This window comes from Gracilibacillus kekensis, from assembly GCF_900143085.1.
GTDB lineage: Bacteria > Bacillota > Bacilli > Bacillales > Amphibacillaceae > Gracilibacillus > Gracilibacillus kekensis.
The window spans coordinates 80,838-103,752 of the sequence record NZ_FRCZ01000004.1 but is presented as its reverse complement, the minus strand read 5'-3'; the positions used below and the strand labels follow the sequence as shown (position 1 = coordinate 103,752).

General features: G+C 35.1%; 24 protein-coding genes. All 24 read right to left on the bottom strand.

From position 1 onward, the window contains the following. Nucleotides 1-18 precede the first annotated feature (18 nt). The 24 genes from flgC to ftsY all read right to left on the bottom strand — a co-directional run bounded on the left by flgC (nucleotide 19) and on the right by ftsY (nucleotide 22,907). On the bottom strand, nucleotides 19-474 hold the full coding sequence (gene flgC, locus BUC25_RS10715; protein WP_073201873.1) for a flagellar basal body rod protein FlgC: 456 nt from the start codon (nucleotides 472-474) through the stop codon (nucleotides 19-21). Between the two features lie 2 nt (nucleotides 475-476). Then, complete coding sequence (flgB, locus tag BUC25_RS10710; RefSeq protein WP_073201872.1) at nucleotides 477-869, bottom strand: flagellar basal body rod protein FlgB; 393 nt, start codon at nucleotides 867-869, stop codon at nucleotides 477-479. A gap of 599 nt (nucleotides 870-1,468) precedes the next feature. Continuing rightward, nucleotides 1,469-2,245, bottom strand: a complete 777-nt coding sequence (codY, locus tag BUC25_RS10705; RefSeq protein ID WP_073201871.1) for a GTP-sensing pleiotropic transcriptional regulator CodY — start codon at nucleotides 2,243-2,245, stop codon at nucleotides 1,469-1,471. Nucleotides 2,246-2,261: 16 nt separating this feature from the next. Next, nucleotides 2,262-3,662: an ATP-dependent protease ATPase subunit HslU gene (hslU, locus tag BUC25_RS10700; RefSeq protein WP_073201870.1), complete on the bottom strand. Its 1,401-nt coding sequence runs from the start codon at nucleotides 3,660-3,662 to the stop codon at nucleotides 2,262-2,264. Nucleotides 3,663-3,676: 14 nt separating this feature from the next. Further along, nucleotides 3,677-4,219: an ATP-dependent protease subunit HslV gene (gene hslV / locus BUC25_RS10695; protein WP_073201869.1), complete on the bottom strand. Its 543-nt coding sequence runs from the start codon at nucleotides 4,217-4,219 to the stop codon at nucleotides 3,677-3,679. A gap of 20 nt (nucleotides 4,220-4,239) precedes the next feature. After that, a complete protein-coding gene (gene xerC / locus BUC25_RS10690; RefSeq protein WP_073201868.1) occupies nucleotides 4,240-5,145 on the bottom strand; it encodes a tyrosine recombinase XerC in 906 nt (301 codons plus the stop codon). Between the two features lie 484 nt (nucleotides 5,146-5,629). Then, complete coding sequence (topA, locus tag BUC25_RS10685) at nucleotides 5,630-7,708, bottom strand: type I DNA topoisomerase (protein ID WP_073201867.1); 2,079 nt, start codon at nucleotides 7,706-7,708, stop codon at nucleotides 5,630-5,632. A 147-nt stretch (nucleotides 7,709-7,855) separates the two neighbouring features. Then, on the bottom strand, nucleotides 7,856-8,752 hold the full coding sequence (gene dprA / locus BUC25_RS10680; protein ID WP_073201866.1) for a DNA-processing protein DprA: 897 nt from the start codon (nucleotides 8,750-8,752) through the stop codon (nucleotides 7,856-7,858). A gap of 121 nt (nucleotides 8,753-8,873) precedes the next feature. Then, nucleotides 8,874-9,776 (bottom strand): succinate--CoA ligase subunit alpha, encoded by a 903-nt coding sequence (sucD, locus tag BUC25_RS10675; RefSeq protein ID WP_073201865.1) that lies wholly within the window; start codon nucleotides 9,774-9,776, stop codon nucleotides 8,874-8,876. A 38-nt stretch (nucleotides 9,777-9,814) separates the two neighbouring features. Continuing rightward, nucleotides 9,815-10,981 carry an ADP-forming succinate--CoA ligase subunit beta gene (gene sucC / locus BUC25_RS10670; RefSeq protein ID WP_073201864.1) on the bottom strand — a complete coding sequence of 389 codons (1,167 nt, stop codon included), beginning with the start codon at nucleotides 10,979-10,981 and terminating at the stop codon, nucleotides 9,815-9,817. Between the two features lie 654 nt (nucleotides 10,982-11,635). Further along, nucleotides 11,636-11,923: an EscU/YscU/HrcU family type III secretion system export apparatus switch protein gene (locus BUC25_RS10665; protein ID WP_073201863.1), complete on the bottom strand. Its 288-nt coding sequence runs from the start codon at nucleotides 11,921-11,923 to the stop codon at nucleotides 11,636-11,638. Continuing rightward, nucleotides 11,920-13,980 (bottom strand): hypothetical protein, encoded by a 2,061-nt coding sequence (locus BUC25_RS10660; RefSeq protein ID WP_073201862.1) that lies wholly within the window; start codon nucleotides 13,978-13,980, stop codon nucleotides 11,920-11,922. The genes BUC25_RS10665 and BUC25_RS10660 overlap by 4 nt, the downstream gene beginning before the upstream one ends. Nucleotides 13,981-13,983: 3 nt before the next feature. Continuing rightward, on the bottom strand, nucleotides 13,984-14,760 hold the full coding sequence (locus tag BUC25_RS10655) for a ribonuclease HII (RefSeq protein WP_073201861.1): 777 nt from the start codon (nucleotides 14,758-14,760) through the stop codon (nucleotides 13,984-13,986). 423 nt (nucleotides 14,761-15,183) lie between these two features. Further along, a complete protein-coding gene (ylqF, locus tag BUC25_RS10650; RefSeq protein WP_073201860.1) occupies nucleotides 15,184-16,038 on the bottom strand; it encodes a ribosome biogenesis GTPase YlqF in 855 nt (284 codons plus the stop codon). 26 nt (nucleotides 16,039-16,064) lie between these two features. After that, nucleotides 16,065-16,616, bottom strand: a complete 552-nt coding sequence (lepB, locus tag BUC25_RS10645) for a signal peptidase I (protein WP_073201859.1) — start codon at nucleotides 16,614-16,616, stop codon at nucleotides 16,065-16,067. A gap of 95 nt (nucleotides 16,617-16,711) precedes the next feature. Further along, nucleotides 16,712-17,056, bottom strand: a complete 345-nt coding sequence (rplS, locus tag BUC25_RS10640) for a 50S ribosomal protein L19 (protein ID WP_058307835.1) — start codon at nucleotides 17,054-17,056, stop codon at nucleotides 16,712-16,714. 121 nt (nucleotides 17,057-17,177) lie between these two features. Continuing rightward, entirely contained in the window at nucleotides 17,178-17,921 is a 744-nt protein-coding gene (gene trmD, locus BUC25_RS10635; protein ID WP_073201858.1) for a tRNA (guanosine(37)-N1)-methyltransferase TrmD, read from the bottom strand. Further along, nucleotides 17,921-18,427: a ribosome maturation factor RimM gene (rimM, locus tag BUC25_RS10630; RefSeq protein ID WP_073201857.1), complete on the bottom strand. Its 507-nt coding sequence runs from the start codon at nucleotides 18,425-18,427 to the stop codon at nucleotides 17,921-17,923. Before rimM ends, trmD begins: the two co-directional genes overlap by 1 nt. A 19-nt stretch (nucleotides 18,428-18,446) precedes the next feature. After that, nucleotides 18,447-18,833, bottom strand: a complete 387-nt coding sequence (locus tag BUC25_RS10625; RefSeq protein WP_073201856.1) for a YlqD family protein — start codon at nucleotides 18,831-18,833, stop codon at nucleotides 18,447-18,449. 707 nt (nucleotides 18,834-19,540) lie between these two features. Then, nucleotides 19,541-19,768 (bottom strand): KH domain-containing protein, encoded by a 228-nt coding sequence (locus BUC25_RS10615; RefSeq protein ID WP_073201854.1) that lies wholly within the window; start codon nucleotides 19,766-19,768, stop codon nucleotides 19,541-19,543. A gap of 19 nt (nucleotides 19,769-19,787) precedes the next feature. After that, on the bottom strand, nucleotides 19,788-20,057 hold the full coding sequence (gene rpsP, locus BUC25_RS10610) for a 30S ribosomal protein S16 (protein ID WP_073201853.1): 270 nt from the start codon (nucleotides 20,055-20,057) through the stop codon (nucleotides 19,788-19,790). Nucleotides 20,058-20,135: 78 nt separating this feature from the next. Continuing rightward, on the bottom strand, nucleotides 20,136-21,497 hold the full coding sequence (gene ffh / locus BUC25_RS10605) for a signal recognition particle protein (protein WP_073201852.1): 1,362 nt from the start codon (nucleotides 21,495-21,497) through the stop codon (nucleotides 20,136-20,138). Between the two features lie 12 nt (nucleotides 21,498-21,509). Beyond that, nucleotides 21,510-21,833, bottom strand: coding sequence for a putative DNA-binding protein (locus BUC25_RS10600; RefSeq protein ID WP_073201851.1), 324 nt, complete (start codon nucleotides 21,831-21,833; stop codon nucleotides 21,510-21,512). A gap of 78 nt (nucleotides 21,834-21,911) precedes the next feature. Beyond that, nucleotides 21,912-22,907 carry a signal recognition particle-docking protein FtsY gene (gene ftsY, locus BUC25_RS10595; protein WP_073201850.1) on the bottom strand — a complete coding sequence of 332 codons (996 nt, stop codon included), beginning with the start codon at nucleotides 22,905-22,907 and terminating at the stop codon, nucleotides 21,912-21,914. Between the last annotated feature and the right edge of the window lie 8 nt (nucleotides 22,908-22,915).

Here is a 22,915-nt window from a genome sequence, read left to right as displayed (position 1 = left end):
CTCCTTTGCTTTTAATAGTTACTTACCAATTTCCAATGCCTTCATTAACATTGTTTTAGTAGCATTTAAGGATGTGACATTTGCTTCATACGACCTAGTCGCACTCATCATATCCACCATTTCTTTTAAAGGGTCAACATTAGGCATCTCCACATAACCATCTTCATTAGCATCAGGGTGGTTAGGATTAAATACAAGTTTAAAAGGTTCCTCATCTTCTGCAATCTCTGAAACTTTGACGCCAGAACCTTCGTCTTGACCTCTATGGGTTGTACGTTGGAGGATCGAAGAAAAGCTTTGATCCTTCGGAGAAAATACCGCTATTTTTCTACGATATGGTTCGTATTCACCGTCTTCATTAATAGTGGCTCTCGTACTATCCATATTTGCAATATTTGATGAGATTGTATCCATTCTCAGTCTTTGAGCGGTCAGACCACTAGCACTTGTATTAATGCCGCTAAAAATTGACATAATTAATTCCCTCCTCTTATAACACTTTGTAAACTATTAAATTTTCCATTGATACGATCGACTACAGCCTGGTAATATATCTGATTTTTTGCTAACTCGGACATCTCTTTATCAATATCTACATTATTCCCATTATGGTTATACATGGTCGAACGATCAGTAGTAACTTTAATGTTAGAATTATTTGTTGAAAAAGGAAGATGTCTTTCATTTGTTTGTTTCGCTTCAAATTGATTCGACAACTGATTTTTAAGTACCTCATTAAATTGAACATTTTTAGCCTTATAATTTGGTGTATCTGCATTCGAAATATTATGAGCAATGGTTCTATTTTTAACAGATGCATAATTTAATGAATTCTCTAAAGTTTGAATTGTTCCAGAAAATAATGACATTATAGAGAACCTCCATTTTTTTAGAATTAACCGTCATAAAAAATCTTTATCTATCGAACATTGTATGATAAATTACAACAACTGTCTATGACTTATCGTCATATTCTTACTAAAGTAGGGTAATTTTTTTGTTTGTTTAGGTCTAAAGTCTTGCATTTACTCAATGTTTTTGTAAACTTTTGATAATAAATGTCGAAGAAGGACTAATGAGTGAGACGAAATGGGTGCTCTAAATAGACTGAAAATGGGACAAAAGTGATGTATGAAAGATTAAATCTCACAAATAATAGGATATTGTTCAACAACAGAGGTTATAATTGACAAATGTTAAGAGTGGAAGCGGACAAACCAGAGTGGTTACAAAGCAAATAGAATAACTTATAATTATCTCAAAGCTATGTCACATTTTTCATCTAATACGCATAAAATCCAAACGATTCGATCGTTTGGATTTTTCTAGTTAAATAATTCTTTTGTTCTATCCTATGGTTAAAAGCGAAGTGGGTAAGGCGTAACGGACGTTTAATCTATTATCCATTTCAAAATTACTACTAAAAAACTGGTGGGCTTTGCCAGATTTTCTAATAATCTTTTTTCACTTAAATATGACTATGTTTTAGTTCAAATAGAAACTTGTCATTTAATACTTTTATATACGTACCTTTCATACCTAATGACCTAGATTCAATCACACCGGCACTTTCTAGTTTTCTTAATGCATTAACGATAACAGAACGCGTAATACCAACACGATCCGCTATTTTACTCGCTACTAATAATCCCTCGTTACCATCGAGCTCTTCAAAGATATGGACAATTGCTTCAAGTTCACTATAAGATAACGAACTAATTGCCATCTGAACTACCGCAGTACTTCTTGCCTCTTTTTCTATTTCTTCTGTTTTTTCGTGTAATATTTCCATCCCAACCACAGTTGCACCGTATTCACCTAGTATTAAATCATCATCATTAAAACTATCTGACAACCGACTTAATATTAAAGTTCCTAAACGCTGGCCACCACCAATAATGGGAACTATTGTTGTTAATCCCTTTAGAAACAAATCACGGTTTTCAACAGGAAAAGCTGTATATTCACTGTCTATAGTTAAATTAGTTGTTGTTGAGGTAATATTAAATAAGTTTTCAGTATAGTTTTCAGGAAATTGTCTTTCTTCCAGCATTTTTTTCATACGTTCATTTTCAATTTGTTGATTAATTGAAAAACCTAATAGCTTGCCACTTCTACTCACAATAAAGATGTTTGCACCGATTACGTCACGCAATGTTTTTGACATTTCTGTGAAATCAACGGATTTTCCTTTTGTTTTCTGAAGCATTGCATTAATTTCTCTGGTTTTTTCTAATAATCGCATTTTTTCACCATCCAAGTTATAAAATAAATTGACTTAAATCTTTATTTGTTGCAATCGTTTTTAGCTTTTCATTTACATAGTGTTCTGTAATTTCAATATTTCCGACACCAATATCCGACGCTTCGAATGATAGTTCCTCAAGTAACTTTTCTAAAATGGTATGCAACCTTCTTGCTCCAATATTATCTGTTTCTTGATTAACTTCGTAAGCTATTTCTGCCAAACGGTGAATCGCTTCATCTGTGAAAGATATTGTAATACCTTCTGTTTCTAATAATGCTTTATATTGTGTCAACAGTGCATTTGATGGTTCTTTCAATATTCTCTTAAAATCAGCAATTGTTAGCTTTTCGAATTCAACTCGAATTGGAAATCTACCTTGTAATTCTGGTATCAAATCAGAAGGCTTAGACATATGAAAGGCACCTGCAGCGATAAATAGCATATAATCAGTTCTCACTGAGCCATATTTTGTAACAATCGAAGAACCTTCAACAATTGGCAGTATATCACGTTGAACACCTTCTCTTGATACGGCAGCAGATTGCTCTTGTTTGACTGCGACCTTATCGATCTCATCGATAAAAATAATACCCGTTTGTTCCGCTTTTTCAATAGCCTGCTGAGTGACTTGATCCATATCAATTAATTTATTTGCTTCCTGCTCTCTTAACACTTTTCTCGCTTCTTTAACAAAGAGAGTTCTTTTTTTCTTCTTTTTAGGAAATAATGAACCTAATGCATCTTGCATATTCATTCCCATTTGTTCCATACCTGATCCTTGTAACATATCAAACATATTGGGAGTTTGCTCTTCAACTTCAATCGTTACTTCACGATCTTCTAACTCTCCTAGATCTAGTAATTTTTTCATCTGCTTCCTTTGTTCTCTAATATTTTCCTTTTCTTCTGAATCATTCGCTTGTTCATTACTTGATTGCTGTTGATTTGGATTCATAAAAATATCAAAAGGGTTTTTTGATGTGTTATTTTTCTTTTTGGAAGGTACCAATAATTCAACCAGTCGTTTATTTGCTAGAGTTTCAGCTTTTGCTTGTACCTCTTTCATTGCATCTTCCTTTACCATGCGGATGGAAGTTTCAACTAAGTCTCTAACCATTGACTCAACATCACGACCGACATATCCTACTTCTGTATATTTAGTAGCTTCCACTTTAATAAATGGTGCTCCCACTAATTTTGCCAACCTTCGGGCTACTTCTGTTTTCCCAACACCGGTCGGCCCGATCATTAAGATATTTTTCGGTACAACTTCATTTTTTAAATCCTCAGTTAATTGCATCCTTCGATAACGGTTTCTTAACGCTACAGCTACTGACTTTTTGGCACTTTGTTGCCCTATTATATATTCATTTAGTTTCTCAACTATTGCTTTAGGAGTTAAATTGGTTAACATAAACTCATCCTTTCTTACTCTAGCTCTTCTAGAATTAATTGATCATTTGTAAATACGCAGATTTCTCCAGCAATTTCAAGAGATGCTTTAGCAATTTCTTTAGCTTCCATATTAGATGCATGTTTTTTTAATGCTCTTCCAGCACTTAACGCATAGTGTCCACCAGAACCTATTGCTAATATACCATCATCCGGTTCAATTACTTCACCTGTACCTGAAATAAGTAATAATTCTCGTTTATTCATTACGATCAACATTGCCTCTAATTTTCTTAAGTATTTGTCATTTCTCCAATCTTTTGCTAATTCTACAGCCGCTCGAGAGAGATTCCCATCATATGTTTCTAATTTTGTTTCAAAACTTTCAAAAAGAGTAAATGCATCCGCTACTGACCCAGCAAATCCTGCTAAAACTTGGTTTTGATATAACCTTCTTACCTTTTTAGCCGTATGTTTCATAACGACTTGGTTTCCGAATGTTACCTGGCCATCACCGCACATAGCAGATTTACCATTATGTTGAACTGCAAATATTGTTGTTGCATGAAATGCATCCATTATAATTCCTCCTCACCATTTTACCGCTTAGCACGTGGGTGTGCTGTTTGATATACTTTTCGTAAACGATCTTTAGAAACATGTGTATAGATTTGTGTAGATGATAAATGTGAATGACCTAATAATTCTTGAACGGCACGCAGGTCAGCACCATTGTCTAATAAATGTGTTGCAAAACTATGTCTTATTTTATGTGGATGTATATGTAATGTCAGTGCTGCCTCATTCACTTGTTTATTAATAATTAGGCGTACTCCTCTAGAAGTTAGCGGATTCCCTCTTGCATTTAAAAACAAGAAGTTTTGTGGTTGACTTTTAGCAGTTACCAATTCTGACCGGCTTTCATTAATATATAGTTGTAATGAATTACGCGCAAACTCTCCAAATGGTACATATCTCTCTTTATTTCCTTTTCCTAAAACTAATATTGTTTGAAGGTCAAAATCAATTTGGTCCAGTTTTATTTGTACACACTCACTTACTCGAATTCCTGTGCCATATAAAACTTCTAATAATGCCGCGTTTCTTTTACCCAATTTTGAACTTCGATCAATCGAATCAAACAGTTTTTCGATTTCCGCTTGATATAAAAATTCTGGAATTGTGTAAGAAGTTTTAGGTAAGTGTAAATGAACAAAAGGATTTTCTATAACAGTTTGCTCTCTAACAAGAAAATTATAAAAAGTTCTTAAAGTTGAAATGTGACGGTTTATTGATTTAGTAGCCAAACCTTGTTCATGTAATGTTGTTAGGTAAGTACGAATAATCGCATAATTTACTGCGGCTAAGCTATCTAAGTTTTCAGATCTTAAAAAACGAAAAAAATGAGCTAAATCTTTTTCATATGCTACTATTGTACTTTTGGAAGCATTTTTTTCAATTTGTAAATAATCTAAATACATTAACCAATCTTTATAAAAATTCATTCAGCCACCTCTAAATGCGTTAAAATACTAACACAACAAGATATATACTGCAATTATGTTATATTATCACATTTTATTAAAAATATAATTAAATCAATAATTCCCTTAATAGTGTAAATGTAAACAGATATTAGTTGAATAAGCTCTATTTTCGAGCCATCACAATTATTGAAAAACAGAAACTCCTTATACCTATCATAACATTAAATAATACCCAAGAAAAATCTGACATCATCTAACGACAAGTATGTTAAATGCTATTTTTTAATTATAGAAGTTATAGTCAAACCTATCTATTCTCTTTATCTATTTTAGTATCTTATTTAGTACAGGTATTACTTAATTTTCACGTGATTTAGTGTAATATAAAGTACTATTTTTGATTTCAGCATAAAAAATCCAAACAGAACCGAACATTCATTCGGAAACGTTTGGATTTTATTATATACCAGCTATTTCGGTTTGGAACTCTGCTCTTCCATTATCATTGTTGTTCTTGTTCTTTATAATCACATGAAGAACATTGAACTTGTGCTTTTTTCTTTGATTTCTTCTCGACAAGCATTTTATTACATTTAGGACAGCTTCTTCCGACCGGTTTATCCCACGAAATAAACTCACATTTGGGATAATTATCACAACCATAAAATGTTCTTCGTTTTTTTGTTTTTCTTTCTACAATGTTACCATCCTTACAATCTGGGCATTTAACACCAATTTCTTTTAAAATTGGTTTTGTATTACGACAATCCGGAAAATTAGAACAAGCTAGAAATTTTCCATACCTGCCCATTTTATAAACCATTTCATGTCCACATTTTTCACAATCAATGCCAGCAGGTTCATCTCGAATTTCGACCTTTTCCATTTCTTTTTCTGCTTTTTCTAATCGTTTATCAAAACCTTGATAAAATTGGTCAATGATCTTGATCCACTCTGTTTTACCTTCTTCTACCGCATCTAAGTCACCTTCCATTTTTACAGTAAAGGCTACATCAATAATCTCAGGGAAAAATTCTTCCATTACATCTGTAACAATTTCTCCCAATTCGGTCGGTACAAAACGCCGACTATCTAAAGCCACATAACCTCTTCTTTGGATCGTGTCTAAAGTGGGTGCATAGGTAGATGGTCTACCAATCCCCTTTTCTTCCATTGTCTTCACTAATCTTGCTTCTGTATATCTCGGTGGAGGTTGCGTGAAATGTTGATTTGGTGAAATTTTTTCTGATTTTACCGTTTCGCCTTCTTTCAAATCTGGCAGCCATTTATCTTTTTGTTTTTCCTGATCATCCGAGCTTTCAATATAGACCGTCATAAATCCTTTAAATTTAATTTTCGAGCCTGTAGCTCTGAATTCAACACCATGATTGGTTAAATGTACTGTCATTGTATCCATTACAGCTGGGGCCATCTGACTTGCAATAAATCGCTCCCAAATGAGTTTATATAATTTAAATTGATCCCTGGACAATACCGTTTTTAGTGATTGAGGATCTCTTAGTGCATTCGTTGGTCTAATTGCCTCGTGAGCATCTTGAGCACCTTCTGCATTTTTAGATTTTCGATTAAAACCACTATATTCTTTTCCATATTTATTTTCAATGTAATCTTTAGCTTGATCTTTGGCTGTGTTGGAAACTCTGGTTGAATCTGTACGCATATATGTGATCAGACCATTAATGCCTCCATCTCTTTTGCCTAAATCAATACCTTCATATAGTTGTTGCGCTACCATCATCGTTTTACGTGCTCTGAAATTCAATTTTCTTGCAGCTTCTTGTTGTAAGGAAGATGTTGTAAATGGTGGAGATGGATTTCTTTTACGTTCTCTTTTGTTTACTTTATCTACTAGAAACTCATCACCTTTTAAAGTTGATATGATCTGATCAACATCAGCTTTAGAATGCAAAGCTTTTTTCTTACCATCCACACCATAAAAAGCTCCTTCAAAAGATTGTCTCCCTTTTTTAAATAGTGATTCAATACTCCAGTACTCTTCAGGTTTGAAGTTTTTAATTTCATTTTCTCTATCAATGATCATTTTAACTGCTACCGATTGGACACGACCAGCACTTAAACCCTTTTTTATTTTTTGCCATAATAAAGGACTGATATTGTATCCCACTAATCGATCTAAAATTCTTCTTGCTTGTTGGGCATCAACTAAATCCATATTAATTTTTCTTGGTTGCTTGAAAGAATCCTTCACTGCCTCTTTCGTTATTTCATTAAATACAACACGACAATCGGAATCTAAATCGATATTTAGACTATGTGCTAAATGCCATGCGATTGCTTCCCCTTCGCGATCGGGATCGGCTGCGAGAAAAATTTTATCCGCTTTTTTTGCAGCAGTCTTTAATTCTTTTAAAACAGGACCTTTTCCACGGATGGTTATATACTTCGGTTCATAATCATTTTTTACGTCAACACCTGTTTGGCTTTTTGGTAAGTCTCTTACATGACCCATTGATGCTTTTACTTTATACCTTTTTCCTAAATATCTTTCAATAGTTTTTGCTTTTGCTGGTGATTCAACGATAACAAGATATTGTGCCATAATTTTTCAAACCCTCCCAAGAGGTAATTTCAAGTTCAAATTCTTTTATCTATAGTATTCTGTTATTAGATATGATAAATCTTCCCTATTATTAAATACTTTGTTAGTGTTTGTCAAACAAAGCAACAGAAAAAATGTTGAAAATGATTAATTTTTTATTGCAAAAGATGGTGTTAATTCGCATTCCTCTAATATATCATTGCTAGTTTGAATCAATTTCGCCCCATCTTGAATAAGTTGATTACAACCTGAACTTGTCTCTGCAAGAATAGACCCTGGTACTGCAAAAACTTCTTTGCCTTGCTCTAAAGCTTGATCCACTGTAATAAGAGTACCACTCTTTTTTTTTGCCTCGATCACAAGCGTTCCAAAACTTAAACCACTTATGATTCGATTTCTTTCTGGAAAATGATACTTCTTTGGAGGCTGATCTGGAGGATATTCTGATATAATTAGATTTTCTTTCGACAGCTCGTTAAATAAATGTAGATTTTCTTTTGGGTAGATATGGTGAAATCCACCACCTAAAACAGCAATTGTAGGATTATTATGTTGTAATGCTAATTGATGAGCAAATCCATCAATCCCTTTTGCCATACCACTTGTTATTACAAAATTGTAATTAAATAATGGAATTAAAATTTGATTCATTATAGATAAAGCATGTTTAGAAGGGTACCTGGTTCCTACAACACTAAGATTCGGTGAATTATTAAGTAATGACGGATTGCCTTGGAGGTATAGTACGAGAGGTGGATCTGGGATGACTTTTAAACTGGTGGGATAACTCTTACTAAAAATAGTCATGACATTATAAGACTTAACATGTTGAACTACTTTTCTTTGAATAGACTTATCGTTAAGTTGCTGTATAATAGATTTTGCTTTCTGGTCACTTAATTTAAATAGTTCTTGCCATTTTTCCATTTTCCAATGATAAATTTGCTCTAAATCAGGTTCATAATTGATTACTTTTCTTAATTTTGATCTGCTTATTTCTTTAATATGATGAAGGTGTATGAGCCGCCATTCTCTTTTATCCATAAAACCACATCCTTTTTAGAAACATTGACACATTATGAGCATCAAAGTTTTTTTATTATATACAACGAACAAGTGAAAATAAGTAATAAGCTAGGAAAACTCCTAGCTTATTACTTATTTATTAATGTGTTTTACATTTATCGTATATACCTTTATCTTTTAATACACCTATAAGTGTTTCACCCATAACTGATGGTGTTTCTGCTACTTCAATACCACAGCTATTCATTGTTTTAATTTTTTCTTCGGCAGTACCTTTCCCACCAGAGATAATTGCCCCTGCGTGTCCCATACGTTTTCCAGGAGGTGCTGTAGCGCCGCCAATAAATCCTACAACTGGTTTTGTCATATTGGCTTTTACCCATTCTGCAGCTTCTTCTTCTGCCGTACCACCGATTTCACCTATCATCATAACTGCCTCAGTCTCAGGATCTTCATTAAATGCTTTTAAAGCATCAATAAAGTCTGTTCCGTTGACAGGATCGCCACCGATCCCTACCGCAGTTGATTGACCAAAGCCATTTTCTGATAATTGATGTACTGCTTCATACGTTAAAGTACCTGAACGCGATACAACACCAATATGTCCTTTTTTATGAATATAGCCAGGCATAATACCAATTTTACATTCTTCAGGCGTGATAACACCTGGACAATTTGGACCTACTAATCTTGTTTTCTTTCCTTCCATATAACGTTTTACTTTTACCATATCCATAACCGGAATATGTTCTGTGATACAAATAACCAAATCTAATTCAGCGTCTACGGCTTCAATAATCGCATCTGCTGCGAATGGTGCAGGTACATAGATAACAGTGGCATTTGCGCCTGTTTCGTTCACAGCTTCAGCAACTGTGTTAAAGACAGGTACACCTTCTACTTCTGTCCCACCTTTTTTAGGTGTTACCCCACCAACAATTTTCGTACCATAATCTAACATTTGCTTTGTATGGAAAAGTGCTGTAGAACCGGTGATACCTTGTACAAGCACTTTTGTATCTTTATTAATAAATACACTCATGTAAATGGATCCTCCTTTTTTCCTTTAGAGATAAACTTTTAGTTTTTGTTAACAAGTGCAACAATTTTTTCAGCACCGTCTGCCATTGATTCTGCTGGTGTAATATTCAAACCGGAATCGGCTAAAATTTTCTTTCCAGCATCAACATTTGTACCTTCAAGACGAACTACTAAAGGAATGGTTAAACCAACTTCCTTGGTTGCTGTTACGACACCTTCTGCAATAACATCACATTTCATAATACCGCCAAAGATATTAACAAAAATACCTTTTACATTATCATCGGATAAAATGATTTTGAATGCTTCTGTTACTTTCTCTGCAGTGGCACCGCCCCCAACATCTAAGAAGTTAGCCGGATCGCCATTATAGTGTTTGATAATATCCATAGTGGCCATTGCAAGACCAGCACCATTAACCATACAGCCGATATTGCCATCTAAAGCAATGTAGCTTAAGTCATATTTAGATGCTTCGATTTCTTTTTCATCTTCTTCATCCAGATCACGATACTTTACTATATCTTTTTGACGGAATAAAGCATTATCGTCAAAATTCATCTTTGCATCTAAAGCTAAAACATTACCATCACCAGTAGTCACTAATGGGTTAATCTCAGCAATTGAACAATCTTTTTCAACAAATACTTGATATAATCCCATCATAAATTTAACTGCTTTAGATAAATATTCAGCAGGAATATTTATGTTAAAAGCTAATCTTCTTGCTTGAAACGGTAATAGTCCTGTTACAGGATCAATCACTTCCTTAAAGATTTTTTCAGGTGTTTCAGCCGCCACTTCTTCAATTTCTGTTCCGCCTTCTTCAGACGCCATCATGGTTACTTTTGAAGTAGCTCTGTCTAATACAAGGCCGACATAGTATTCTCTTTGAATGTCACAACCCTCTTCAATTAGTAAACGCTTTACTTCTTTGCCCTCTGGACCTGTCTGATGTGTTACAAGTGTTTTACCTAGAATTTCATCAGCATATGTACGGACTTCATCGATATTCTTAGCTACCTTCACACCGCCTGCTTTTCCTCTACCCCCAGCGTGAATTTGAGCTTTTACCACTGAAACCTTTGTACCCAATTCATTCGCAGCTTCCACAGCTTCATCTACTGTATATGCAACTTTTCCATTCGGTACAGCTACACCGTAACTACGCAAAATCTCTTTGCCTTGATACTCGTGAATATTCATCTTTCATCCTCCCATCAATTAATCACTGCATTCTCATTGTAAGAAAACTATCGACAATTGTCTAGAAAATACTATGATTATTCCAATGTTTTTTTGAGATAGCAATAAAAGGGCTATTTTTTAAAAGAAAATATCATTTAAGGGACGGAGAAACTAAACCTGCGAAGTATCTGCCTTGCTCAGTTTGAAAATGTCTTGAGTGGAACGCAAAAGCTCCGTCCATTTACTTCGCTTTCTGCGGGCGTCACCTCAGCCTACTCAGAAAAGCCAAGTACCGCTTTTCCTGCGGGGTCTTCGGAAGACGCTGATCCCGCAAGAGTCTTCGTAAATGGACTACGCTTTATTAATATTCTACAAATAATGTAATTGCTAGAATATTGATAATTGAAATCAAAAGTTATTTCCTCGTACTTGAACAGAAGTCTCTACTTAGCGGAGGAAAAATGCGACACTCCTGGGGGAACAGCACGAGCTGAAGATCCACTTTGGAAAGTGGTTTTCTTTCCGAAGTTAGCTGAAGCCGTGCCCCCGGAAAGGGAGTGTTTTTCCGTAGCGGTGGTAGTTCACTCATCATTATTCTTTATGTGATGAAGTTTTCATTACTTCGCCGTTTTTGTCTTTGCTGAAGTTATGTTAGTGAAGAGGTAAGGTATACTAATTGGTCTTTTTTCCTACTTTTTGGTCGACTTGGTAGATATAAGCGAAGACTTCTGCTACCACTTGATATAGTTCTTCTGGAATGTTCTCATTTATATTTAACTGTGAAAGTAACTCTACTAATGTTGGATCTGATTGAATTGGGACATTGTTTGCTTTCGCTTTTTCGATTATCTCTTCTGCTACATATCCTTTACCGGTTGCCGTAACTTTAGGCGCATCATCACTTTCAAAATCATACTGTAAGGCTGCCGCTCTTTTTCGATATCTATCCTGTTCATTCATACTCTAAAATCAATCCCTTCTGTTGGGGCTGTGGGATAAGTTTCGCGGGAAGAATGTGTTCCTGCTGATGAAGCTTCAGAATCACTTAATAACTTATTGGAAACAGAAGATAATTGATAATCCAATCCATCTAATTTCTGTTTTAACAATGGCTTAAATTGATCGATTAATGGTTTAAGTGCTTGAGAATCATTGTACACCGTGATATTTATAACTCTTTTTTGGATCGATAATGTCATCATCGTTTCACCAAGATTATTTAAATCAAGATGGAACAATATACGACAATAATCGGGATCTATCTCACCAGTTTCATTTTTTTGTTTTCCTTCAAACTGCATACGAATATCATGCGCTAAACCAAATCGTTCACCAGGTATTTGAAAGTTTTGTTGTAATAGTGTTTGATCATCTTGAACCATGTTGATTTGCATACCTGTTATAGTTTGAACGAGACGTTGAATTCGATCACCGGCAAAATCTATTGTTTGTTGGTTTGCTTGGATTAAATTTTGTTTTAAGGATAAATCTTGGTCACGTAATTGTTGAATAGATGAATCTGATTGAGAAAAGAACTGCCGAATCGCTTGCATAATTTGTTCTTTGTTAAATGGTTGATCTGTCGTATCTAAAAGTGTCAGAAGATTACGGACCACATTCTGCTCTACTTGTGGTAACTGTTGTACATTCATGCGGTGAAGCATATCAGTGATTTGCTGATTTTGGGCAGCAGATGGTTGTGTCTGTTGTAACCATTGCTGAAATGTTTGTTGTTCAGCAGTGGGTAATACGCTTTTTATAGACTGCATAAGTGCCACCATATTAGCTGGTGAGCCATTAGAAGAATTCAAAGTATTTGCTATACGCGTTTCATCTTGAATGCCGCTAGTGTTGACAAAATGTTTAAGTACATGAAGAAACTCATCACGTACACTTAGAGTATCGTTATCCACTTGATTCATATGTAATAAAAGTGTGCGTAGCATATTTTGATTTTGTTGTGTTAATTGCTGACTTGCAACATTCTGTAATATAGATAATGTTTGTTGTTGCTGGACTACTGAAGACTTAGGTTGCTGCAACCATTGCTGTATTTGACTTTTATCTTGTTGTGACAATACTTGCATTACTTTTGAAAAGAGGGGATTTTGTTGAAATATATGTTTTAATGAATCTGTAGCACCCTCTTGTTGGACTACTTGACTAAAACGATTCAAAAAGGTCTGAAAGGTTTGCATTTTATTAGAGCTTAAAGGCAATTGTTGCTGTAAAACTTGGTGTATCTGTTGGGCAGTATCTTGTAGTTGTGTACTTGCTAATCCATTTCCGGATGACATTTGTTGTAAGATTTGAGCACTAACTTGATTCGTATTTTGAAGTGCCTGTTGATTCGTCTGTATGAATTGACGCAGTATCATTGCTGCATCTCTATTATTGGCTCCGAAAATAGCTAATTGTTGTTGTAAGTTAGCCATAGATACTTGAGATTGTCCTGGTTGCTGTAATGCTTGTTGAAGTTGACTGATTTGTTGACCTAACTGTGATGACTGATAGCTTTGTAAATTTTTAAATACACTCTCTGATAATGGAAATCCTTTTTGTAACATCATTTGCATTAATTCACGATTACTACTCGATCCACCGAATTGTTCGATTAAATTCGCAATTGACTGCGCCTCTTGAAAGTTAAAAGGAATATTTTGATTCATTACCTGTTGCATAAATGCTTTTAATGCACGATTATTTGGAAGTCCAATTTGTTGCATGATTTGATCACTTAACAACCTGTTTTGAATAGGAGCTTCACTTATTTTTTTTAAACGGATTAAATCTCCAACAGAGGTTACTTGAAATAAATAATCCTGTTTAGAAGATAGTGCTGTTTCCAATTGCGCGACGATCTGAGAACCACCAAGCTGAATCGAAGCTTTTTGATTCGGATATAATTCCAGTACTTTGCCAGTTAACATTTGACCAGCTCTCAAGCTCGCTTGGGAATTGTTTAAACGTGTATTCTCAACCCGTAGCGCATTGGAAAAAGACTGCATGTTTACCATTTTTCAGTTACCTCCTAATTGTAGAGACTTTAAAAAGCTCCGACGATGATATCTGGTTAAACCATTCTCTTCTATCGCTTTTAAATGAACTTTAGTTCCATACCCACTATTTTTGTGAAAGTCATAACTCGGGTATTTTTCATGTATGTTTTCCATCATTTTATCCCGTGTTACCTTTGCAACGATGCTTGCTGCTGCAATTGACATACTTTTCTGATCACCTTTTATGATCGCATTACTTGGAACTGATAATTTTTCTAATTTAACCGCATCAATTAACACATAATCTATTTTCATTAGCCCGTTGATTGCATGGTACATAGCTTTCTTTGAGGCTTGTAAGATATTAATTCGATCTATTTCAGCTGCATCTACAACTCCTACACTATAATCGGTCGCGTGTGTTGTTATATAGTGATAATATAATTCTCGTTTTTTCTTCGACAGTTTTTTCGAGTCGTTTATTCCTAATAATTTGAAGTCGCTTGGTAAAATAACTGCTGCAGCGACTACAGGTCCTGCTAACGGACCTCTGCCTACCTCATCGACTCCTGCTATATGTGTAAGCCCATTTTTCCACAGTTCCTGTTCAAAACGGCTTATTTTAAGAAAATGATCTTCTTCTGCTTGCTTTGCTGCTAATCTATTTTCATATTGATTTAGCATTTTTTTTACACCAATGCGCTGATCACAATATAATTTTTTCAAGAGATCCTCTGAAGGTTTTTCATCACTAAATAAATAATCTTTTATTTGATTGATTGTCCACTTATCTGTCAATTTTATTACCTCATTTCCTAAAATATCGGCATTTTCTCAAAAAAATGAAGAGCCTGGAACCTAACATTTTTCTCAACTTCATATAAGTATGAGAAAATAGATATTGTTACACTATAAACATCCACAAAGAATGTAAGTAGTAAAATTATATATTTGCAAAATTTAATAAAGTCAAACGGATAGCTGTTTGAAATTTTTAACATTACATCATAAAAAAGCTGACCTCTTTCACTCCTATGGAAAGCTTATAGGAAAAGAAAGTTGCCAGCCGAAGAGGGTATTAAACAATTAATACAATTTCAAAATTACGATTAGAACTTTATACACAGCATCTTCTTAGCATGTATAAAAATCCAAACAATCATGCTATTCGGATCATCGTTTGGATTTTACTAATTAAAAGTTATGGCTGTCCTAATTTTTTTATTCTTCATTATGAGGATTCTCCAGCGTAATTCTACCGAGTTTTCCTGATCGAAGGTCTTGCAGAATCACATCTGCAGTTTTTTCATAATTAACATGCCCACCTGATTCAAGGCAGCCTCTTCGTTTACCTATTTGTTCAAAAACATCCTTCATATCGATCACAGCTTCTTGCAAATTGTATCGTTCAATTAAAATACTTGGATAAAAATCTTGGAGATATTTAATTACAAATGCTGCTATATCTTCAATTGGCAATAACTGATCTTTTATTGTCCCAATTGCAGCTAATCGATAACCTACTATTTCTTCTTCAAACTTGGGCCACAATATACCAGGAGTATCTAAGAGTTCAAAGTCTTTCTTGACTTTAATCCACTGTTGGTTCTTCGTTACCCCTGGTTTATCACCAGTTTTGGCTATTTTTTTTTGGACTAGACGGTTAATTAATGTAGACTTACCAACATTGGGAATACCTATAATCATCGCTCGCGCTGGCCTTGGTCGGACACCCTTTTTTTTGAGACGCTCCATTTTGTCTTTGGCAGCTTCTTTAGCCGTGTTAACCACCTTCTGAATATCCTTTTGCTCATTAACGTTAACGGTGATCGCTTTTATCCCCTGGTTAGAAAAGTAATTCAACCATTCACCTGTCCAAGATGGATCAGCTAAGTCATCTTTCATTAAAACAATCATTTTAGGTTTCTGGTTCAATATTTGTTGTAACAAAGGGTTTTGCGAAGACCTTGGGGTTCTTGCATCTACAAGCTCGATCACAAAATCAACTAATTTTAGTTTTTCTTGTACTTCTCTTTTGGCTTTCGCCATATGTCCGGGAAACCATTGAATTGGCATACATAACCACCTCCATGATGCAAAAACTATTGCACTAATCCTATGTTCTCAAAGGGCCAATACGTAACCCCTGCTATACCGACGATCTGATCTAGCGGTATATAACCTAAGTGTCTACTATCCGTAGAATTTGGTCTATTATCACCGAGAACAAAAACATGTCCTTCTGGAACTATTTCTGAATTACCTGCTATATCTTGTAAAGTAAAATTAGCAGTGTATCTTGATCGATCTTTAGCTATTTCTTTGTCAAGAAATGGTTCAGAAACAGGCGCACCATTTATGTATAATTGATCATCTTTATATGTAATTGTATCTCCTGGTAGACCGATCACCCTTTTTATGTAATCCTTCTTTGCAGTAGCATGAAAAACGACAACATCAAAACGATCTGGTTCACTAAACATTAAACTGAATTTATTAACAATCAATCGATCTTTATTTTCTAATGTGGGAAGCATTGATGGACCTTCAACTACGATCGGCACTGCAATAAACATACGAAACAAAACCACAATGATTGCTGTAATAATTATTGTCTTTAACCAGTCCACCCAATCATTCTTTTTTGTTGCCATGTAATTAGATCCTCCATCATCGTTCCTAGATTTATAAAGATAATTATATAGAAGAAAAAGGAGCCTGACAATGCAAGCTCCTTTTTATCATACACTTAGCGGATTTCTTTAATACGAGCTGCTTTACCACGTAAATTACGTAGGTAATAAAGCTTAGCACGACGAACTTTACCACGACGAGTTACTTCGATTTTCGCAAGACGTGGTGAATGCACAGGGAACGTACGCTCAACCCCTACACCGTAAGAAATTTTACGAACTGTAAATGTTTCACTAATACCACCGTTTTGGCGTTTAATGACAACACCTTCAAATACCTGGATACGCTCACGGTTACCTTCGACAACCTTCACGTGAACTTTTACAGTATCACCTGCACGAAATTCAGGTAAGTCCGTTTTAAGTTGATCCTTTGTAATTTCTTCGATTAATTGTTGCATTCTGATACACTCCTTCCAAACTAATGCTCTTACCGAAACTATACGATAGCGGAACATCGTTTTTATACCTTAAGCGTTCACTTAAGCACAACTATCAATATATCACAACAAGCATTAGTTTTCAACTATTTTCTTGAGAGGTTTGCCATTCTTTCAACCATTTTTGATCTTGATCTGTTAACTCCTGATGCTCTAGTAAGTCGTTCCTTCTAAAATACGTTCTTTTTAATGCTTCCTTGCGTCTCCATTCGTCAATATGAGCGTGATTCCCCGATAGTAAAACGTCAGGTACTTTTAAACCACGAAAATCTGCAGGTCTCGTATAATGCGGGTGCTCTAATAAACCGGTAGAAAAGGAATCTTGAATTGCAGAATCATCATTACCAAGCACTCCAGGTAATAATCGAACCACACTATCCATCACTACCATTGCACCTAGTTCTCCACCAGTCAGCACATAGTCTCCAATGGAAATTTCATCCGTAACAAGATTTGTACGTATTCGTTCATCATAGCCTTCATAGTGACCACAAATAAATATTAAATGTTCTTCCTTCGCCAATTCTTCCGCTTTTTTTTGATTGTAGGGTTGCCCTTGAGGACACATTAAGATAACACGTGGCTTTTTCGTTGTTTTCTGCTCAATAGCTTCCACCGCATCAAAAATTGGCTGTGGTTTTAAAACCATTCCTGCCCCCCCACCATAAGGATAATCGTCTACTTTATTATGCTTATTATCTGTATAATCACGAAAGTTTACATAATTATATTGAAATGCTCCAGATTGGTGGGCTTTTTTCAAAATAGAAGATTGTAAAACTCCCTCAAACATTTCTGGAAATAACGACAGTATATCAATTCTCATTATTCAAATAGCCCTTCCATTGGTTCTATTTTAATTAATTGCTCGTTTGTATCCACTTCTTTCACTACTTGTTCAATATAAGGAATTAAATATTCTTTTCCCTTATTGTTTTTAACAACCCATACATCATTAGCACCTGGTGACAGTATTTCGGTCACATTACCAATTATTTCACCGCTCGTTGTTTCAACACTGCAACCAATTATTTCATGATAGTAGAATTCATTATCATCCAATTCAGTTGCTTCCTCTTTTTTAATGAATAGAAATGCACCTTTATACTGTTCCACATCATTTATGTTTTCATAGCCCTTTAGGTGTAATAAATCGAAGTTTTTATGAATGCGATGACCGTCAATGGTGACTTCCAATAGATTATCATTATCTTTTATCACTAACTTTAATCCTAACTCAAAACGATCCTCAAAGTCCGTTATTCTTAAAACTTTGATCTCACCCTTTATACCATGTGTATTGACTATTTTTCCTACCTTTAAAAGCTCCATTTATTTCAAAACCACCTATTTATGTAATTTTAGTTATAATGCCATCTTTGACAATGATTGTTTTATGCTCAGATAAATCATCCCAATTCATACCTTCTTCAATTTCAATCATTGCTTCCACTTCTCCATCGTTAATTTCGCTGCCAGTTGGTAAAATCTCTAATTGCTCTAGTTTGTATTTGTTCCATTTTATCTGATCTTTGCGATTGGATATTTCTTTATAAAATCGATGCGTTATGTCTGCTTTCTTATTGGTTGCCTGATGTTCTAATTTTTTCTGTTCAAATTTTAATCGCTCACACTCTTGTTCCAATTTAAAAATTTTCAGTTGATATTCTTCTCTTAGCTGTGCCTTACTATCCTCAGTAACAATTTTTTTAACGGCTACCTTTTTTATAATATTCATATTTAGCCTCTCCCTCATACCAGAAAAGTATGGACATACCTAACAAAAGAATAGCACGTCAACAAACCAAAGCGCAAGTGCCTAAAAAAACAGAACCAACTAATAATAAACTAATAAAACATCATATATTATGTCACAATAGACACAAACTTCGATGTAAATTGTTGTAAATTAATTAGCTGAAGTAGTAATCTTGAAACGATTTATTTACTAGACATCCGCTCCGGCTGCCCACTTCCCTTTCCGTGGGTTTTTCCCTTCAGCTAACTTTTTCAAGCACGCTTGAAAAAGTGGATCTTCAGGGAAAACATTCCCACAGGAGTGAAAGTGGGCGGCCTACGCTATTAATAGGTTCTACAACGGTTGCTACAGTGATCATTCTGAGCTGTCTATAAGAATATTGGGATAATGATTTAAGAGTCATTATTTCAATTCTCGCATTCATTGTAGAATTTGACCTAGCGCAGGCGTCCACTTCGACTCCTTGGGGATTAGCGCGATCTGAAGATCCACTTTGTAAAGTGATCTTCTTTACAAAGTTAGCTGAAGACGCTCCCCCTGGAAAGCGAAGTGGGCAAGCCGGAGCGGTTGGTACGCATACAATTTCATTCAAAATTACCACATTTGGAACTTCGCAGTTTAGTTTTTATATACATTTTTACAGATTATTTTTACACAAAAAAGAGGGTGGTTGCCCGCCCTCTTTTTTACATGATATCTAAGTAGATTTTCTTGTTAGATTTCATTCCAGCTGCGTATACAACTGTTCGTATTGATTTTGCAATGCGCCCATTTTTACCGATCACTTTACCAACATCATTTTCATGCACTTCGAGATGGTAAACAATTTTGTTTTCCTCTTCTCTTTCCGTGACAACAATTTCTGCCGGGTGATCGACTAATGGTTCTACTATTGTTTCAATCAAAGATTTCATCGCGAATCACATCACTTTGTTATTGATTTTTTGATTCGTGGAATTTCTTCATGATGCCTTCGTTTGAGAATAAATTACGCACCGTATCACTTGGTTTCGCACCTTTTGTCATCCAATCAAGTGCTTTTTCATCATCTAATTTCACTTCAACCGGGTTAGCAACCGGATTATATGTTCCAATTTGCTCGATAATACGTCCATCACGTGGTGAACGAGAATCCGCAACTACGATACGATAGAAAGGATTTCTTTTAGAACCCATACGCTTTAAGCGAATTTTAACTGCCATATATAACACCTCCATATAAATATCTCACACAAGATAGAATTGTATCAGATTTATTTTAGTCTGTAAAGGGTTTTTACCTTACATGAATGGAAAATTTAATCCTTTTGGTTTTTTACCCTTTTTCCCTTTCTTCCCTTGTTGCATATTTGTCATCTGTTTCATCATTTTCTTCATCTCTTCAAACTGTTTTAACAATCGATTTACTTCTGAAACAGAACGTCCGGAACCTTTAGCTATTCGTTTTCTTCTACCTGCATTCATTAAACTAGGATCTTGACGCTCTTTTGCAGTCATTGATTGAATGATCGCTTCTACATGGGCAATTTGTTTCTCATCAAAGTCGACATTTTTGAGACCTTTCATCTTGTTTGCACCAGGAATCATATCCATCAATTCGTCAAGTGGTCCCATATTTTTCACTTGACTCATTTGTTCTAAAAAGTCATCGAATGTGAAAGTAGCTGAACGCATTTTCTCTTCTAGTTCTTTGGCTCTTTTTTCATCTACATTGTCCTGGGCCTTTTCGATTAAGGACAGAACATCACCCATCCCGAGGATCCGAGAAGCCATACGCTCAGGATGGAACACTTCGATTTGATCTAATTTCTCACCCATACCAGCGAACTTGATCGGCTTATCTGTAACAGCTTTAATGGAAAGAGCAGCACCACCACGAGTATCACCATCTAGTTTCGTAAGCACCACACCTGATACTTCTAACTGTTCGTTAAAGCTTTCCGCAACATTTACAGCATCTTGACCAGTCATCGAATCGACCACTAAAAATACTTCATCAGGATTTACATTTTGTTTAATTTGAACTAATTCATCCATTAGATCATTGTCGATGTGCAATCGACCAGCGGTATCGATTAACACATAATCCAAATGTTCTTCTTTGGCATGTGCCATTGCGTTATTAACAATATCGACCGGATTTGCATCGGTTCCCTCAGAATATACCGGCATGCTCAACTGTTTACCTAGTGTTTCTAATTGGTCGATTGCTGCTGGCCGATATACGTCAGCAGCTACCAATAATGGTTTACGGTTATATTTCTTTCGCAAAAGATTGGCCAGTTTACCAGTTGTGGTTGTTTTACCTGCACCTTGCAGACCTACCATCATGATGACAGTAGGGGGTTTATCAGCAACAGCAATTTTACTTTCATCGCCACCCATTAAAGCTGTTAATTCTTCTTTTACTACTTTAATGACTTGTTGACCAGGTGTTAAGCTTTCCATAACTTCCTGTCCAATTGCACGTTCTTTTACTTTTTTAACAAAGTCTTTCACAACTTTGAAGTTAACATCCGCTTCTAAAAGTGCTAGTCGAACCTCTCTAGTCATTTCTTTGACATCTTGTTCGGTTACTTTACCTTTTCCCTTAATTTTCTGTATCGTATTCTGCAGGCGGTCGGCTAAACCTTCAAATGCCATAGACAATGCCCCCTATTCCATTTCAATTATCTTACTAATTTTATTTTTAAATGTTTGATCTTTATCGCCGATCATGTCGCTCAATTCAAGCAATAATTCTTGTCGTTTCAAAAATTTCTGATATAAGCCTAATTTCTTCTCATATTCCTCTAACATTTGCTCTGTCCGACGAATATTATCATATATCGCTTGTCTTGATACATTTGCCGTCTCAGAAATTTCTCCTAGAGAAAAATCTTCTAAATAATACATCTCCATATAATTTCTTTGTTTATCTGTTAGTAATTTGTGATAAAAATCATAAAGAGCATTAATCCTTGTCGTTTTTTCTAACATAGAAAGGACTCCTCGTTAAGTAAAATACCTTTACACTAAAGTCTACTCATGATAAACAAGCACTGTCAAGCCTAAAGGTTATTCCTCTTCCAGCATATCAGCAAATAGTCCATAAACAAAGGCATGGGGATCAAACTCTTGCAAATCTGTCATTTTTTCACCCAATCCTACCAATTTAACTGGAATACCGAGCTCATTTCTAATTGCTAACACGATACCACCTTTAGCTGTACCATCTAGTTTCGTTAATACAATACCAGAAACATCGGTTGCTTGAGAAAATGTTTTAGCTTGACTTAAAGCATTTTGACCAGTAGTTGCATCTAAAACTAATAACACTTCATGAGGAGCATTAGGAACTTCTCTCTCTATTACTCTTTTCACTTTGGATAATTCATTCATAAGGTTCACTTTATTTTGCAGGCGACCTGCTGTGTCACACAATAACACATCTGCTTGTCGTGATTTTGCCGCTTGAATACCATCATAAATAACTGCTGCCGGATCACTTCCTTCGCTATGTTTAATTACATCGACACCGACACGCTTACCCCATTCATTTAATTGCTCAATGGCACCAGCACGGAAGGTATCACCAGCCGTTAATATTACTTCTTTACCTTCTGATTTCAATTGATGCGCTAATTTTCCAATCGTAGTAGTTTTTCCTACACCATTTACACCAACAAAAAGAATGATCGTCAATTCATTTTCTTGCAAATTTAAGTCTGTATGATCCTCTTGATCATCATCACCTTGATAAATTTCAACTAATTTTTCTGAAATAACCTGCTTAACTTCTTTCGTATCTTTGATGTTCTGTCTTTTAACTTCCATTTCTAATTCTTCAATTAACTCCATTACAGTAGATACACCAACATCAGCAGAAATAAGTACTTCTTCTAGGTCTTCAAAGAATTCTTCATCTACTGTGCGATATCGTGCAACGAGATCATTAATTTTTTCAGAAAAAGATTTTCTCGTCTTACTAAGGCCATCTTTATATTTGTCAGATACTTCTTCATTTTCTTCATTTGTTTGGAATTTTTCTTTTAATTTTTTAAAGAAACTCATATTTTTAC